Origin of the sequence: Gryllotalpicola reticulitermitis (assembly GCF_042651345.1) — a bacterium.
In the GTDB taxonomy this organism is placed as follows: domain Bacteria; phylum Actinomycetota; class Actinomycetes; order Actinomycetales; family Microbacteriaceae; genus Gryllotalpicola; species Gryllotalpicola reticulitermitis.
Genome location: NZ_JBHSCN010000004.1, coordinates 1 through 15,058, shown reverse-complemented (window position 1 = coordinate 15,058; position 15,058 = coordinate 1). Strand labels below are relative to the sequence as shown.

Sequence of the window (15,058 nt, the reverse complement as noted above, 5' to 3'; positions counted from 1 at the left end):
TCCTAGGCGAGATCGGATTCGGACGCCCGCAGCAGCCGTAGCTGTACGAAGGTCAGAACAGCGGTGATTATCAGCAGGACGACGGCGATCGCTGACGCGTAGCCCATCCGTCCCTCGCTGAACGCTGCTTGATAGACGTAGTAGTAAAGGACGTACGCGGCCGGGATTGGCTGTTGGGTATAGACGACCGAGACGGTGTCGAAGATCTGGAACGACCCGATCATCGAGACGGTGAGAACGAGCGCGAGGATCGGGCGCAGCAGCGGCATCGTGATGCGCCGGAACAGCGCCCACTCAGAGGCCCCATCCAGGGATGCGGCCTCGTAGAGGCCCCTAGGGATGAGCTGAATGCCGGCGAAGAGCAGCAGGGCGGTGTAGCCGACATTGCGCCAGGTGTTCACGAGCGCGACGGTGATAATCGCCCAGTGGGGATCCTGGTAGAAATCCTGCGGCGGCAAGTGCACGGTGGTGAGGGCGTGGTTGACGATGCCGACGGTGCGGTCGAGCATGAACAGGCTGAGGATGCCGATCGCGACGTTCGGCACGAGCCACGGGAACACCAGCGCGATGCGGATGAACAAGGAGCGCGTCAGACGCTCCATGATCACGGCGATGACGAGCGCGAGGATCGTCTGCGTGCCGATGTTGACCACGACGTACTCGATGGTGACCAGCAGCGAGTTCCAGAAGGTGCCGTCGCTGGCGAGGTCCTTGTAGTTCTGGAGGCCGATCCATTGTGGTGGTTGAAGGATGTTGTACGACGTGAAACTCAGGTAGATGCCGCGGATCAGGGGCCACGCGTAGAAGGCGATGAAACCGACGGCGCTGGGGAAGATGAACAGCAGGGCCCAGCGCCAGTCACTGCGGGGGCGCTTTCCTCGAGAGGCGTTGCCTGCGGATTTCAGGCTCGCGTCTTCGGTCCGGACCAGACCGGCCGTGGGTGGAGCAATGTTCGTCGTCATCGACGTACCTTCCGTTACTGCGCCTGCGTAGGAGCGGTGGTGGGGTCCTCGACCTGAGTGGCCGTGAATAGTTGCAGGTGCTCCGGGGACAACTCACCCGCTTGAACGCCGACGACGGCGAGGGCATTGCCGGTCATCGTGATGCCGGTGCGGTACCAGGCCGGATTCGCCGTGAATCCGTGGCGGGCACCTGCTTCGCCCAGATTCACGGGCGTCACCCGGTAGGCGGCTTCCGGGTCCAGTCCCGGCAGGCGGACTGCTCCCGGCGGCGCGAAGTCGCCCGTACGCAAGGCGACAAAGGCGTACAACGCGTGCGAGCCGTCGGCCGCGACCACCCCGTGCAGCCAATGGGAGGGATCCGGATGGTCGCCGCGCACGACACGGCCGGTGTGGAGCAGGTTGCGGTTCGCCTTGTAGAACGCCACCCACTCGCCTAGCTCCTCCAGATCCTGCGGAGTCGCTGTGGTGATGTCCCATTCGACGCCCAAGTGGCCGAACAGTGCCGTGCCCGCGCGGAAGGAGAGATCGTGGCGGCGGCCGGAGGTGTGCGCGCTCGGTGCGCCGATGTGGGAGCCGATCATCTCCGGCGGCAGCAGCAACCCGGTCCAACGCTGGATGCTCTGCCGCTCGAGCGCGTCGATCGAGTCGCTGCCCCAGATCCGCTCGGTGCGCTCGAGGATCCCTAGGTCGGCGCGGGCGCCCCCGGAGGAACATGACTCGATCTCCAGGCCCGGATGATGGGCTTTGAGCTCGTCGATCAGCCGATACACCGCGAGCGTCTGATCGTGGACAGCAGGAGTGCCCTGCGTGCGGTGGCCGGCATCGACCAGATCGCGGTTGTGGTCCCATTTGATGTAGTCGATCTGGTACTCCTCGATCAGCGAGCTCATACGCTCGAAGATGTAGGCGAAGGCGTCCGGGTTCCCCAGATCGAGGACCTGCTGATGGCGCCCTTCGGGAGGGAGCCGCTTGCCGGCGGCCATGATCCATTCGGGATGGGAACGTGCCAGCTTGGAGTTGATGCTGATCATCTCCGGCTCGAACCAGAGCCCGAACTGCATGTTGAGGTCACGGACGTGGTCGACCAACGGGTGCAGACCCCGGGGCCAGACACGCTCGTCGACGTACCAGTCGCCGAGGCCAGCAGAGTCGTCGCGGCGGCCCTCGAACCAGCCGTCGTCAAGGATGTATCGCTCAATGCCGATGGCAGCCGCCCGGTCGGCAAGCTCGATTAGTTTGTCCAGCCGGTGATCAAAATAGACCGCCTCCCAGGTGTTGAGGGCGACAGGGCGTGGTGAGCGCGGGTGGCTCGGCCTGGCGCGCAGCTCATCGTGGATGCGCGCGGAGAGCTCGTTCAGCCCGTTCCCATACGAAGCGACCAGTTGCGGCGCCGTGTACGCCGCGCCGGGGGCCAGCGTGATCTCTCCCGGGCCAAGGATCTCTCCACCGCCGAGCACGCTGATCCCGGCGCTGTCGCGTTCGGCGAAGCTCAGGTGATTCCCGCTCCAGGCGGTATGGACGCCCCACACTTCACCGGTCTCGAAACCAAATCTTGGCTGTCCAGCAATAAGCAGCAGGGAGGCATCGGCACCGGTTCGACCGCGCCGCCCGGCACGTGCGTGGGTGCCGATGACGAACGGGTGGCGCTGCGGCGCGCGCTCGCGCAGGTGACGGCCGCTGAAGTCGAGGAGCTCCAGCGCCGTCGACGGAACCGGCAGCGTCAAACGCAGCGCGTCGAGCGTGTAGTCGGCATCTCCCTCATTGCGCAGCGACGCAGTGACTCGAACAACGCCGGACGGAGACATCCGCACGACCAGCTCGATCCTCAGCTGAGTTTCCGCGTCGACGGCACCGAGCCGCACCTCGCCGCCGCGGCCGGGCTCGATATCGCACTCAACGTCGGATACCGAGAACAGCGGCGCAAAGCCAGTCCCCCCGTGGCGATGACCAACCAGGCCGGGTTCCCCCGCCCAGCCACGCGCGTGCTCTGGAACGATCCCCACTGGCTCCGGGTGGTCAAGGCTGTTGGTGACCAGCGGCGGGAGCGCGGCCGTGGCGATCTCTTCCATCAAGCGAAGATCGACGTTCGCGCCCAGGCTCCGGCCCCAATGAACCACGCTCGGAATCCGGTCCGTGCGCAGATCCAACAGCAGCGCTGTTCCGTTCGCATCCAGATAAGCGAACGACGGGGAGGCCTCTCCGGCAGATTCGGAGGAGAAGCGATTTAACGTCATCGTCACGTTGATAGTTTTGCCATGAAATCTAGTCCGCTGTCAAGTGCAGATGAACACGATGAAGTCGCTGTGCTCAGCCGCCCATCGGCCGCCCGATGAGTGGTAATAGTTTCGTGAATCAACTTTTGCGGCCACTCGCTCGTGTAATCTCCTGCTCGTGACAACAACGGCGCGCGCCCCCTTCACAGCCTCTGAGGAATGGCCTGAGCTGTCACCTGCTGAGCGGAACGTCCTTCTGTCCGTTCTCGTCGGTGGGGCGATCTCGCGTGCTGAGATCGCGGCTGAGCTTGGCCTTTCGCGCCCGAGCCTCACCCGGATCACGCGGACCCTCATGGAGGCCAGGATGCTGGTCGAGGGCACGACAGAGCGTCGCTCAAACATGGGGCGCCCATCCGAAATGCTGCGCATCGCCAGCGGAGGCCATCACTTCCTCGGCGTCAAGCTCACCGGAGACGCGCTATACGCCTCTGGTACTGATCTGCGTGCAGACGTCGTCAAAACGAAAGAGGTTCCTCTTCGCTCGCACGATGTCGACGACGTCGTGTCGCAGATCGCCGCTGTGGCCGCCGAGTTCTCCGCCGAACTGCCTGCCCTTACCGCCATCGGCCTGTCGCTGGCGGGCGTGATTCGCAAGGTGCCAGCCCCGCTGACCGTCATGGAGTCGGCTTTTCTCGGGTGGAATGCGGTGCCACTCACCGAACTCGTGACGGCAGCTACCGGACTTCCCTCTTTCGCCGACAATGACGTTCAAGCCCTTACCTCAGCCGAGCACCTCTTCGGAAGCAGACCAGGCCTCGACTCCATGGTCCTGCTCACCGTGGGAGCAGGAATCGGATGCGGCGTCATATCCAACGGGCGACTCGTCGAAGGGGCCCATGGCATTCCCGGCCGCGTCAGCCACCTGCCCGTCGACGCGGGCGGACCGTTATGCGGACTCGGGCACCGAGGCTGCGCCGCTAGCTACCTCGTCAACGAATCCATCGTCGGCGCCTTGGGCCTCCCCGATACGCGCGACGGATACCGCACGGCGCTCGAGCGCGCTCATGCCGGCGAGCCCGCCGCCGTACGCGTCGTTGCCGACGCAGGCACGGCACTTGGCGTGATCATCGGAACCGTCGCGAATATGAACGACCCCCAGAAGATCCTAGTCACCGGTGAGGGGCTTCCCCTGTACAACATCGCCACGCGTCAAGTACGAGAAGGGATCGCCCGCGTCTATGAGGACGACCCGGCCTACATCGATCTGGAAGTACAGCCGTTCGACTTCGACGAGTGGGCTCGGTCAGCCGCAGCGCTAGCGATCCGCTCGATGCTCACTGAGACGGGCCCCAAGATGATAGGAACAGCCCAACTCTCGGCTGGTCATAGTCAATGACTCTGGGGCAAAGATCCCTCGTGCCTCGCCAGGCGCCCCGGCGCGAAATCGACATCAGATCCATCCCGCCTGAGGCAGGCGAGCCGGTCACGCCGTTTAATGCATTCAAGCCTAGGCATAGGAGCTCGACGCGCGACCGCGGATGACGCGTGTCGCTGCTTCGCGACAACTGGCCCCCAGGTGCCGAGGGTAATCTGACCCCCTTTTGGTGTTTCTTGGAGAGTGATCCGGGCGGGGACTGGGCGTAGATCCGTCGGTTGCATGGTTCTGAGCGTCTTCCGATCAAGAAGATCGCTCGCTGTCTCGGGCTCTCGAGGAACACGGTGCGGGTGGCGTTGCGGTCGTCCGCACCGCTGAAGTTCGAGCGGCTACCACGGCCGAGGCTCGTGGATGAAGCTGAGCCGCAGCTCCAGGCATTGCTTGCCGCATACCCGTGGCTGCCGGCCTGGCTGATCGCCGAGCGGATCGGATGGACGCATTCGGGCTCGATTCTGCGCACGGAGGTCGCAGAGTTGCGCCAGGGATACCGGGGCGTCGATCCGCCCGACCGGCTCGTCTTCCAGCCGGGTCAGACGATCCAGTGCGACCTGCGGTTCCCGGCGGTGAAGATCCCGGTCTGTGCCGGGCAAGGGCGCACCCTGCCTGTGTTCCTGATGGTGCTGGCGTATTCCCGGGTGATCAACGCGGTGACGTTGCCGTCCCGGCAGGACGGGGATCTTGCCTCCGGGATGTGGCAGCTGATCGATGCGAACGGGCGCGTCTCGCGCACGCTCGTGGGGGATCGGGAGGCCGCGACCAGCGGCACGGGCAGACCCACGACGGCGGCGGCTGCATGCACCGGGGCGCTGGGCACGAGTTTGAAGCTCGAGCCGGCGCGGGACCCGGAGTTAAACAGCGTCGCCGAGCGCGCGAACCAGTACCTCGAGACCTCGTTGCTCCCGGGGCGTGTGTTCGCCTCGCCGGAGGACTTCAACGCCCAGCTTGCGGCTTGGCTGCCGCGGGCCAACAGCCGCCGGGTGCGGTCCCTCGGCGCGAAGCCCCGCGAGCTGTTCGAGCAGGACCGCCAGGCGATGATCCGGTTGCCGCCGATCGCACCGCCGATCGGGATCACGCACCGCATCCGTCTGGCCGGGGCCCACTACTTGCGCATCGACGGGAACAACTACTCGGCCGACCCGGATTCATCGGCCGCTTCGTCGGTGCGACCGCCTCGCCCACCGAGGTGATGCTGCGCTGCGACGGGGAGGTCATCGGCGAGCACGCCCGGTCGTGGGTGGCCCCTCAGACGATCGCGGACCCGTTCCATGTCGCGACGGCGCGCGGGCTGCACCGATTCTTCCAGCAGCAGAAGCACCTCGCTTCATTCCGGCATCACGCCGATGGGCACCCGGTACAGTTGCGTGCCGTGAACGACTACGCCGCCCTGTTCAGCGTCACCTTCCACACCCACGAGCAAGAAGGAGCCTGACCAGGACCACGGCCACCGCGACGAAGACGAAACCCGCTGATGGGCTCGCTTCCCAGCTAGCCTACGTGACCCGGGTGCTGCATATGCCCACCATCGGGCGGGTGTGGAAAGACCTCGCCGAGCACGCCAGAGGCGAGAACTGGTCCCACGAGGAGTAGCACCGTTGCCGCCGTCCTGCAGCGCCAGCTCGCAGAGCGCGAGAGCGCGGGCACGACCACGCGGATCAGGACCGCGCACGTCGCGGCCCTGAAGACCCTCGAGGACTTCAACCTCGAGCACCTCCCGTCGCCGCGCCGCGACGTGCTCGCCCATCTGGCTACCGGCACCTTCGCGCCCAAGGCGAAGAATGTGCTCCTCCTCCGCCCTCCCGGCATCGGCAAAACGTGCCTCGCGAACGGCCTCGGCGTGAAAGCCGCCCAAGCCGGCTACTCCGTGCTGTTCGATACCGCGAACAACTGGATCAGCCGCCTCACCGCCGCCCACCATGCCGGACAGCTGGACGCGGAACTGAAGAAGATCCATCGCTACGAGCTCATCATTATCGACGAGGTCGGCTATATCCCCTTCGATCAGGACGCAGAGAACCAGTTCTTCCAGCTCGTCGCCGGCCGCTACGAACAGGGCTCGATGATGGTCACCTCGAACCTCCCCTTCGGCAGGTGGGGCGAGACGTTCTCCGATGACGTCCTGGCCGCCGCGATGATCGACCGGCTCGTGCACCACGCCGGAGTCCTCACCCTCACCGGAGACTCTTACCGAACCCTCGCCCGCCGGGAACTGCTCGCGAAGGACAACCGCGCCGCCGAGTAGGGCGCCGTCACTCCCCTCCGTTACGTCAGCAGCCCGCTGTATGGTCAGTGCATGCTGACCATTGCGGATCGTCTTGACACCATGCACCGTCTCGGCCGCGCGATGGCCGACCGCACCCGCTCTCGCATCGTGCTCGAGCTGCTTGACGGTCCCGGGTATCCCAGGCAGCTGGCCGAGGATCTCGGCCTGACGCGATCTAACGTGTCCAACCACCTGGGCTGCCTGCGGGGCTGCGGCATCGTGGTGGCCGTACCCGAGGGCCGCTCCACCCGGTACGAGCTTGCGGACTCCGACTTGGCCGCGGCGCTGCGCACTCTGCTGGGCGTGGAGCTGGCTGTGGATGACGGCGAGGGGCACGAGGATGAGCTGGATCTCCCGGTGTGCTGCGAGGGGCCGGCCGCGTGACCATCGCGGAAGAGGAGACGGTTCCCACCCGCCGGGCGCTCGGCCCGGCGCAGTTCACCGTCGCGTACAACATGGCCGAGGGCATCGCCTCGATCCTCTTCGGGGTCCTCGCCGGTCTTGTCTCGGTGATCGGGTTCGGGTTCGATTCCGGCATCGAGTCTCCGGCCGCGATCCTCGTCGGGCTGCGGCTGGCGGCCCGGCTGCGCGGCGGGCAGCCGAACGAACGAGCCGAGAAGCGCACCTTGCGCATCGTCGCCCTGACCTTCTACGCCCTGGCGGCCTATGCCGTCATCGTCGGCATCCATGACCTGAGCGTCGGCGAGCGGCCAGAAACCTCGACCGGCTCCATCATCGTCCTGATCCTGTCGATCATCGTCATGCCAGCACTGGCCGCCGTGAAGATGCGCATCGGGCGCCGACTCGGCAACCGGCTGATCCTCGCCGACGCCGCCGAGACCCGTGTATGCACACTTCTGTCGATCTCCACCCTCATCGCCCTGATCGCCTTCAGCATCTGGGGCCTGGCCTGGGTCGACCCCATCGCCGGATTCGTCATCGCCGCCTTCGCCCTCCGCGAAGGCCGCGAAGCCTGGCAAGGCGAACTCGTCGAGGACGAGGACTGAGATCCCCAGCCCACACCGGCGTCAGTTTTCACTCGGCATTGACACCGCGCCCGCCTCATCGAGTCTCCGAGGTGCAGTCCTAACGAACGCGGCTACTCGCCACCTCTCGGGGCAGCGGCTTCCAACAACGATGCGGTTTGCCCTAAGCTCACCGATCCGTTCCACAATGCTCCAGGAACGGACGTGCTGAACGGTCTGGTCGTGCTATTTGGGCATCTGACGTGTGAGGACCGGCGCGCTCCCCTACCGCATAGCGATCGCCGTGCAGGTCGCCGATGACGTACGGGACGGCCGCCCACACGTGCAGGCGCTTTCCTAACCCCCAGGCAGCGGAACAGCTGAACGAATACGCGCCTCAAAGCGGCTCGTAGACCTCACCACCGACGACCTCCGAGAGTCGATCGCCACCGGCTGGGCACCCGACTTACCCGCTCGTCCGTATCGCTCTATGGAAAAAGGTCCCGAGCTCTCCGCGGCTAGCGAATGATTCCGGAGCTAATTCCAAGCTCGTCGCGGACAATTCGGCGTAGCCAGCGGTGAGCCGTGTCTCCCCCGTTGCGGATGTGCCAGCTCATGACCATCGGCACACCGGGGATATCAAGCGGCAACGGGGTCGCGACGAGGCCGAAGGCATCGATGTCCGGCTGACAAATCCCCTCCGGAACGGCGGCGACACAATCACCACCTTGGACGATACGGAGAGCGGCAGTGCTGGTGGGCGCAGTCGCCACGACCGTTCTCGTGAGTCCGAGCTCTGCAAGGGCGTCATCGATGGGGTCCGAGAAGCGGCCGCGACGGGAGACCGTGACATGCTCAACCCCGGCGTAGCGCTTTGCGGTCAAGGCGGCGCGCGTCAGGCGGTGATCAGCTCGCATGGCGACGATCAAGCGGCCGCTGCTGATGATGTGCGATTCGATGTCAGCGGTTGTTGTGGCGCCGGAACCGATCTCAAGGTCGGTGCGCCCAGTACGCAAGCCGCTATCGTCGATGCTGGCTTCGGCAAGGAACCGCAGTCGGACTCCAGGTGCCTCCGAGCGCACACGGCGCAGGAGCCGCGGAGAGAGCGCGGCGGTGATGGCGTCATGGCATTGCAGCGTGAAGGTGACATCGAGCTCCGCCAGCCGTAGCTCGCGCGCAGGAGACAACACGGCACGCACTTGTTCGGCGAGCTGATGCACCTCATCGCGCACGGCCACCGCATATGGAGTGGGGACCATGGTGCGCCCAGACCGCACAAGGACCTCATCCCCCGTCGCCTTTCTGATGCGCGAAAGCGCGCGGCTCATCGCGGGCTGCGACAGATGCAGACGGCCGGCGGCGCCCCCAACGCTGCCTTCTTCGAGGAGCACATCGAGGGCCGCGAGCAGATTCATGTCTAATTGCACACGGGTAATACTATGACTGCAAATCATTCATTTGACGTTATTGCGCGTTGACCGTTCACTGGTCTTACCGGCAGACATCAGCCGCCAGAATCCGGTAAAAGGAAACATCATGACCGCTCCCGCCGCTACCTTTTTCAGCGGTGCTAACCCGCGTCTCGCGCACGACCAGGCTCTGATTCCAGGCGTCGTCGCGGCGCTCATCGAGGCGGGCAACGTCCTCGTCGCCCGGTTCGAGACGAAGCCGGAATTCCGCGAGCGCGGCGACGTCCTCCGCGCCATCTCGGACAACGACACCGCATCGCTGTCGGTCATGCGCCCGGCCTTGGAGGCGCTGCACCCAAAGGCCGGCTGGGCCGAGGACGAACTCGACAGCGGCACCCTGGACGCCGGCGAATGGTGGGTCACCGACCCAGTCGAGGGCAACATCAACCACATCCACGGCATGCCCGAGTGGGGCGTGACCGCGACCCTCGTGCGCGACAACGTGCCGGTCCTCACCGCCGTCCACCTGCCGCTGAGTGGAGACAGCTACACCGCAGTTCTCGGCGGCGGCGCCTTCCTGAACGGGCAGCCGATCACCCCGTCGACGAAGACCCGCCTGGACGCGGCACTGGCAGGCACGGGCCAGGCCTCACCACGAGAGACCGCCGAGACGTTTGTGAAGATCGGTCGGTCGACCGAGGCGATGCTGACCGCTGCGCTCGTGTTGCGAGTCTCCGTGCCCGCGACCTTGCAGCTGGTCCAGGTCGCCGCTGGACGGATGGATTTGTTCTGGCAGCACAGCGCCGTCCGCTCCGGTCTGGTCTCTGGAGCGTTGCTCGTTGGCGAGGCCGGCGGCGTCATCACCGACATCCACGGACAGCCCTGGACCCTCGAGAGCAGCGACTTCCTGGCCACCGCACCGGCTCTGCACGACGAGGCTGTCTCAGTCCTCAGCCCCACCGCGTGAACCGTATTCACCCTTCATTCCATCCTGCGACTCCTTGAAAGCAGCCACCGTGTCCCATATCGCTATCCTCGGCGCCGGCCGCGTCGCCTCCCAGCTCGCCACCAAACTCGCCGCCTCCGGCCACCAGATCACCGTCGGCACCCGTAGGAAGGAGCCCATCCTCGAGTGGCTCACCGCGCCGAACGTGCACACCACCATCCCCGCGGCCGCCGCTGCCGCCGAGATCGTGATCAACGCGACCCCGGGAGAGACCTCTCTCGAGTGGCTCTCCGAGCTGCGTCCTGAACTGTCCGGAAAGATCCTCATCGACGTCACCAACGCCGTCGAGCGCGGCGAGAGCGGGCTACCTGGCACGCTGAGCTATCCGAACTCGAGCCTGGCCGAAACGCTCCAGGAGGCCCTACCCGCCACCAAGGTCGTCAAGACCCTGAACACCATGTTGTTCACCGTCATGGCCAACCCGGACAGCCTGAGCACGCCCGCGACGGTGTTCGTCTCCGGCAATCACGCCGACGCCAAAGAGACCGTCATCGGCCTGCTCGGCGACCTCGGCTGGACCACCGAATCGATCCTCGACCTCGGCGACATCCGCACCGCCCGCGGCCCCGAGGCGATGATCCTCTTCGTCGCCGACGTGCTCAAGATCCGCGGCTTCGCCCCCTTTGCGATCACGATCGCCGCCTGACTAGAGACATCGGCCAAATCGAAGAACTTCAGTTCCGCGGCGGTGGGGACGCCGTGAGACGACCCACGCTGTCGGATGAATGCCTCACGCGAAAAGGTCTGACCGCCGCCACGAGCCCCGGATGCCTGTGCCCTGATCGGCCGACTGCGAGGCCGAGCTTCCGGGCGGATTCGTCAACGCCGTCGCCGTTCTCACCTTGTCGGCATCGCGAGGCATGGTGGCCGCGATGCCAGCCTGGGAGCAGATGGCTACCGCGCACGGCATTGCGCTGCGACCGGCCGGCGCCCGCCGCCGTGGCGCGCCAAACCCAGCCGGGCTCGGGGTGGTAACTCGTGCGCGAAGTTCGGAGCTGCAGCTGTTCAGGCGGCACCGGGCTCGGCACCGGCAGCGCACGGCCGTGCTCCTTCTGGCTGCCGCGCTCGTCGCCGCAGGCGGTCCGCTGAGTTTCGCAGTGCATCGCCCGACGCCAGCGACGGCGACTGCGCTCGTGGCGGTCCCGGACACGCACGGGCTGACACCTGTTGCAGCTGCCGACATCCGCGCTCGCGCCGGCCTCGACGTCGCCGCCGACACGCAGAGCCCATCGCCCGCGGTGCCCGACGGGAAGGTGATCGGCACAGCCCCGGCAGCAACCGCGCGGGACGCGCCGTGACGGTGCTCGTCTCCGCCGGGCCCGAGCACGCCGTCGTGCCGCCGCTTGCCGGGGCCACGCTCGTCCAGGCACGACAGCGGCTCACCGCAGCCGGCCTCAAGCTCGGCGCCCCCACCACGCAAGACGGCCCGCAGCAGCCCGGCACGATCATCAACCAGAAGCCGGCAGCCGAAGCATCCGTGATCGCCGGGAGCTACGTCGACGTGGCCGCCGCGTCTGGTTGGCAGAAGATTCCCGCCGGCCTCGTCGGCGAGGATTCCGCCACCGTCGTGAAGACCCTCAACAACGGTGGATTTACGGTACACACCGTCCCGGCACCCAGCACGCTCTACGCCACCGGGTACGTCCTCTCCGTCAGCCCACTGCCCGGACAGCGGACACAGCTCGCGACCGTGATCACCGTGACCGCCGCGCAGTACGCCAGCCCCGCCGCGCCGAACGCCGCCTCGAACGCATCGGCCACTCCCACCAGCACACCGACAGCGCAGGCGTCGGCCAGCCCGACACACATCCCGACACCAGACAGGACGCCCTGATGCGCCCCGGTTACCGAAAGCAACCCAAGAACCCGAGCAGGAGAACCACAAGATGAGCGATCGCCCCGTTACCCGCACCGGCAAGAACCATAGCGGCGGCGACATCACCGAAATCGGCAACTTCACAGACGCGTGGTCACCGCGCGCCAAGGCTGACGCGGTGCGCGACATCGAGACCGGCGCGCACACCTACTACGTACCCTGGCGCGACGGCCGCACCGAGATCCGCGTCATCGACGGCCCCAACGGCAAATACCTACGCACCGACCGTGACAACACCAGTCGCAACAACCTTCTCGACCTGCAGGGCCTATAGCGGGCAAGTATGCAAGTACGTCCGCATCGCCCTTTCCGCCTCGGCCCCGTGGCCTCGGGTGCCACGTTGGTCGCGCTCCTGCTTGCTGGTTGCAGCAACGGGAGCCCGGCGACGTCGACGACCGGGGAAACCAACTCGCCGGCACGAGCGGTCGTGCACGTGACACCCGGTTTTGCGCAGCCGTGTCCGTCCCATGTGCCGGTGATTCCCAGCCCCACATTTATTGCGGGCGACCGTTCGAAGCTGGTGCCGTTCGTGCCGACAGGGGCTCTGATGACGAGCGTCGAGCCAGGCGATCTGCTCGCCTCGCGGCGGCTGGACGCGGCGCCGGCAAGCATTCTCGCCCGCGAGACCAACGCGGCTGTTTACCCGTGGCCGCAGGCGCCCACTCAGCTGCCCTGGCGATCAAGAGAAGTACGCCGACGCGTTCATCTGGGATCACAAGGTCGCAATCCAAGTCCAGATCGGCCTGTCAGGATGCGAGGGGGCGGACAACGGGTCACTGACCAACGCGTGGGTCGGCGACAGCGACCTCGTCGCCGACCTCGTGAAGCTCGCGCCCGGGCAGAGCGGGCCCGTGCCGCCGAAATAGAGCAGGATGGGCGCTTCGCGACCAGTCAACGACTGAGAACACATCTCCGGCCCGTGTTAGAGCCACCAGGACAAGGCCGCCTACTCGCCGCAACCGAAAGCCTGGAGGCCGCCTTGGCTCACGCCATGCAGATCCAACCAAAGTCAGCGGCTTCCCGGTCCTTGCCCGCGTCCTCAAAGACGCCGGCGTCCCCAGCAATGAATGGCTTATGCCCTCCGCGCAGAGCACCTACCTCACAAAGTACGGACCGGTGGTGCAGTCGAACCAGCTCGTCGCAGCCGGTACTCTCGGCGTCTCCCATTCGATGAGGCGGCTGTCGTCCGCTCTCTCCGCGCGGATCAGGCTGGGGTAAGGACTTCCCGGAGTTTCCGGTCGCAATCTGGACCGCCGGTGTCGTCCGTTTCCACATCGAGCTCACCCGCCGCGAGGGCACCTTCTACGGATGCGCTGGCGAGGGCTATCTCGAGAGCTACCAGAAGCGGCGACCTGCTGAACGCCACTCACCGCACCGCTGCGTCGACCGCCGCATCGCCGGGTGCGCCGACTCCGGCCACCTATCCCTCTCCGCAGGCTCGCACCCGCCCCCGGAGGACGCGCCCCTTGAGGAGCCCGAGCCCAGCTCGAGTCGCCTGGATGCGCGGCCCGAGCCCGCGTTGGTGCTCTGTCCACTGAAGCGGCATTCAGTCGTCGACTGTCGATCGTTATTCAAGGCGGGTGACAGGGCAGCGAAGAGGTTGTCCCATGAGATAGCGGTCGGCCTCTTCCGCCGCCAGCCTTTGCAGGTTTGCAAGCGAGCTCTCGGAATAGAAGGCAGCGTGTGGCGTCAGCAGCACGTTCGGGAGCGCACGCAGCGCGGATGTTTCAGGGAGGGGCTCGCGTTCGAATACGTCGAGCGCCGCTCCCGCCAGGCGCCCCTCGACCAGGGCCGTCTCCAGCGCGCTCTCGTCGATGAGCCCGCCGCGCGATGTATTCACCACGACTGCGTCGGCACTCATCATGGCGAGCCGCTCGGCATTCAATAGGTGGTGATTGGCCACGGTCAGCGGCGCATGCAGCGACACCGCGTGTGATTCGCTCAGTAGTTGGTCCAGGCGAACTGGAGCGATACCGATTGCTTCAAGCTGCGCTCTTTCCACAAACGGATCGAAAGCGACAATGCGGAACCCGAAGGGTACGAGCCGAGCCGCAACCGCTCGGCCGATGCGGCCGGTTCCTATGAGTCCGACGGTGGTCGTCGCGAACCCTCGGATGGTGCCCGCATCGGCGGGCGCGATCCATCCCTCCGAGCGGATTCGGTCCGTATAGAGGAAAACGCGGCGCAGAAGAGAAAGCAGAAGCGTAACCGCGTGCTCGGCGACGGTGTCGGCGCCGTAGTCCGGAACGTTGCACACGGAGACGCCGAGCTCTCGCGCCGCCGCAAGGTCGACGTTGTCCACGCCGATGCCGTAGCGAATCACGAGTCCGCCCGGCGCCATGCTCATGAGCACGCGTCGTGTCATCGGAGCGAAGTTGACGAACGCTACGCGCGCGCCCGTAACGGCGCGTACTGCGTCCTCTTCGCTGCGCGCGTCAAACTCGGCGAAGTCGCATCCGTACCTCGCGGCGACGTCACGCTCTCGATCCACGCCGCCGAAAGCCTGATCCGTAACGACAATGTCAGCCATCGTCCTCTCCCAGCNGACATCAGGGCACGGATGCCGAAATCCCAGTCCTCCGCGTCCTCCGCGGTGGTGACCTCGTTGACGAGCGACCCGAGCTTCGGCGTCGCAATGGTCACCCGGTCCCCTCGATGATGCGTGAAGCCGCCGCCCGGCTCGTCCCGATCCTGCGTCGGCGCGAACATCGTGCCGGTGAACAGCACGAACCCGTCGGGGTACCGATGGTGCGCGCCGATCGCGTGCTCGACCAACTCCTCGAAAGTGCGACTCATCTGAGCGACCGCGCTCACCTCGTGCAGTTCGAAGCCGTCGTCGCCGGTGATCGTCAGCTCCACCTCGACCGCTCGCAGCGCCTCGAGCGTGAACCGCTCGTCGAACAGCCGCAGGAACGGCCCGATCGCGCACGAT

At 66.1% G+C, this 15,058-nt stretch carries 16 protein-coding genes; 11 read left to right on the top strand and 5 right to left on the bottom strand.

Annotated features, from left to right (window positions below):
* Positions 1–2: 2 nt before the first annotated feature.
* On the bottom strand, positions 3–962 hold the full coding sequence (locus tag ACFOYW_RS06200; RefSeq protein WP_390227918.1) for a carbohydrate ABC transporter permease: 960 nt from the start codon (positions 960–962) through the stop codon (positions 3–5).
* A 14-nt stretch (positions 963–976) separates the two neighbouring features.
* Complete coding sequence (locus tag ACFOYW_RS06195) at positions 977–3,196, bottom strand: alpha-galactosidase (RefSeq protein WP_390228140.1); 2,220 nt, start codon at positions 3,194–3,196, stop codon at positions 977–979.
* Between the two features lie 343 nt (positions 3,197–3,539).
* Here ACFOYW_RS06195 and ACFOYW_RS06190 point away from each other — a divergent pair, with 343 nt between their 5' ends.
* The 6 genes from ACFOYW_RS06190 to ACFOYW_RS06165 all read left to right on the top strand — a co-directional run bounded on the left by ACFOYW_RS06190 (position 3,540) and on the right by ACFOYW_RS06165 (position 7,877).
* A complete protein-coding gene (locus tag ACFOYW_RS06190) occupies positions 3,540–4,571 on the top strand; it encodes an ROK family protein (protein WP_390227917.1) in 1,032 nt (343 codons plus the stop codon).
* Positions 4,572–4,957: 386 nt separating this feature from the next.
* Positions 4,958–5,797: an IS21 family transposase gene (locus tag ACFOYW_RS06185; RefSeq protein ID WP_390227916.1), complete on the top strand. Its 840-nt coding sequence runs from the start codon at positions 4,958–4,960 to the stop codon at positions 5,795–5,797.
* The gene (locus ACFOYW_RS06180) at positions 5,797–6,039 is read left to right on the top strand and encodes a hypothetical protein (protein WP_390228139.1); all 243 of its coding nucleotides are present in this window, start codon (positions 5,797–5,799) and stop codon (positions 6,037–6,039) included. The genes ACFOYW_RS06185 and ACFOYW_RS06180 overlap by 1 nt, the downstream gene beginning before the upstream one ends.
* An 81-nt stretch (positions 6,040–6,120) precedes the next feature.
* A complete protein-coding gene (istB, locus tag ACFOYW_RS06175; protein WP_390228138.1) occupies positions 6,121–6,849 on the top strand; it encodes an IS21-like element helper ATPase IstB in 729 nt (242 codons plus the stop codon).
* 51 nt (positions 6,850–6,900) lie between these two features.
* Positions 6,901–7,254: a Cd(II)/Pb(II)-sensing metalloregulatory transcriptional regulator CmtR gene (cmtR, locus tag ACFOYW_RS06170; RefSeq protein ID WP_390227915.1), complete on the top strand. Its 354-nt coding sequence runs from the start codon at positions 6,901–6,903 to the stop codon at positions 7,252–7,254.
* On the top strand, positions 7,251–7,877 hold the full coding sequence (locus tag ACFOYW_RS06165; RefSeq protein ID WP_390227914.1) for a cation transporter: 627 nt from the start codon (positions 7,251–7,253) through the stop codon (positions 7,875–7,877). The genes cmtR and ACFOYW_RS06165 overlap by 4 nt, the downstream gene beginning before the upstream one ends.
* Before the next feature lie 476 nt (positions 7,878–8,353).
* On the opposite strand, the gene ACFOYW_RS06160 is transcribed toward ACFOYW_RS06165, so the two are convergent.
* On the bottom strand, positions 8,354–9,250 hold the full coding sequence (locus ACFOYW_RS06160; RefSeq protein WP_390227913.1) for a LysR family transcriptional regulator: 897 nt from the start codon (positions 9,248–9,250) through the stop codon (positions 8,354–8,356).
* Positions 9,251–9,371: 121 nt separating this feature from the next.
* Here ACFOYW_RS06160 and ACFOYW_RS06155 point away from each other — a divergent pair, with 121 nt between their 5' ends.
* From ACFOYW_RS06155 to ACFOYW_RS06135, 5 genes are all read left to right on the top strand, one after another.
* The gene (locus ACFOYW_RS06155; protein ID WP_390227911.1) at positions 9,372–10,211 is read left to right on the top strand and encodes an inositol monophosphatase family protein; all 840 of its coding nucleotides are present in this window, start codon (positions 9,372–9,374) and stop codon (positions 10,209–10,211) included.
* A 49-nt stretch (positions 10,212–10,260) separates the two neighbouring features.
* Positions 10,261–10,896: an NADPH-dependent F420 reductase gene (locus ACFOYW_RS06150; RefSeq protein ID WP_390227910.1), complete on the top strand. Its 636-nt coding sequence runs from the start codon at positions 10,261–10,263 to the stop codon at positions 10,894–10,896.
* Positions 10,897–11,293: 397 nt separating this feature from the next.
* On the top strand, positions 11,294–11,548 hold the full coding sequence (locus tag ACFOYW_RS06145) for a PASTA domain-containing protein (RefSeq protein ID WP_390227909.1): 255 nt from the start codon (positions 11,294–11,296) through the stop codon (positions 11,546–11,548).
* On the top strand, positions 11,545–12,084 hold the full coding sequence (locus tag ACFOYW_RS06140) for a PASTA domain-containing protein (protein WP_390227908.1): 540 nt from the start codon (positions 11,545–11,547) through the stop codon (positions 12,082–12,084). Before ACFOYW_RS06145 ends, ACFOYW_RS06140 begins: the two co-directional genes overlap by 4 nt.
* 52 nt (positions 12,085–12,136) lie before the next feature.
* Positions 12,137–12,400: a DUF3892 domain-containing protein gene (locus tag ACFOYW_RS06135; RefSeq protein WP_390227907.1), complete on the top strand. Its 264-nt coding sequence runs from the start codon at positions 12,137–12,139 to the stop codon at positions 12,398–12,400.
* Positions 12,401–13,693: 1,293 nt separating this feature from the next.
* Here the strand turns inward: ACFOYW_RS06135 and ACFOYW_RS06130 are convergent.
* Together ACFOYW_RS06130 and ACFOYW_RS06125 are read right to left on the bottom strand one after the other, a co-directional pair.
* Complete coding sequence (locus tag ACFOYW_RS06130) at positions 13,694–14,617, bottom strand: C-terminal binding protein (protein WP_390228137.1); 924 nt, start codon at positions 14,615–14,617, stop codon at positions 13,694–13,696.
* Entirely contained in the window at positions 14,512–15,000 is a 489-nt protein-coding gene (locus tag ACFOYW_RS06125) for a hypothetical protein (RefSeq protein ID WP_449267383.1), read from the bottom strand. The genes ACFOYW_RS06130 and ACFOYW_RS06125 overlap by 106 nt, the downstream gene beginning before the upstream one ends.
* Between the last annotated feature and the right edge of the window lie 58 nt (positions 15,001–15,058).

Excerpts from the sequence above, each read along its gene's own strand:
- ACFOYW_RS06135 (WP_390227907.1), top strand. The coding sequence starts at position 12,137 with ATGAGCGATCGCCCCGTTACCCGCACCGGCAAGAACCATAGCGGCGGC.
- ACFOYW_RS06160 (WP_390227913.1), bottom strand. The coding sequence starts at position 9,250 with ATGAATCTGCTCGCGGCCCTCGATGTGCTCCTCGAAGAAGGCAGCGTT.
- ACFOYW_RS06200 (WP_390227918.1), bottom strand. The coding sequence starts at position 962 with ATGACGACGAACATTGCTCCACCCACGGCCGGTCTGGTCCGGACCGAA.
- ACFOYW_RS06195 (WP_390228140.1), bottom strand. The coding sequence starts at position 3,196 with ATGACGTTAAATCGCTTCTCCTCCGAATCTGCCGGAGAGGCCTCCCCG.
- ACFOYW_RS06180 (WP_390228139.1), top strand. The coding sequence starts at position 5,797 with ATGCTGCGCTGCGACGGGGAGGTCATCGGCGAGCACGCCCGGTCGTGG.
- ACFOYW_RS06155 (WP_390227911.1), top strand. The coding sequence starts at position 9,372 with ATGACCGCTCCCGCCGCTACCTTTTTCAGCGGTGCTAACCCGCGTCTC.
- cmtR (WP_390227915.1), top strand. The coding sequence starts at position 6,901 with ATGCTGACCATTGCGGATCGTCTTGACACCATGCACCGTCTCGGCCGC.
- ACFOYW_RS06190 (WP_390227917.1), top strand. The coding sequence starts at position 3,540 with ATGCTGGTCGAGGGCACGACAGAGCGTCGCTCAAACATGGGGCGCCCA.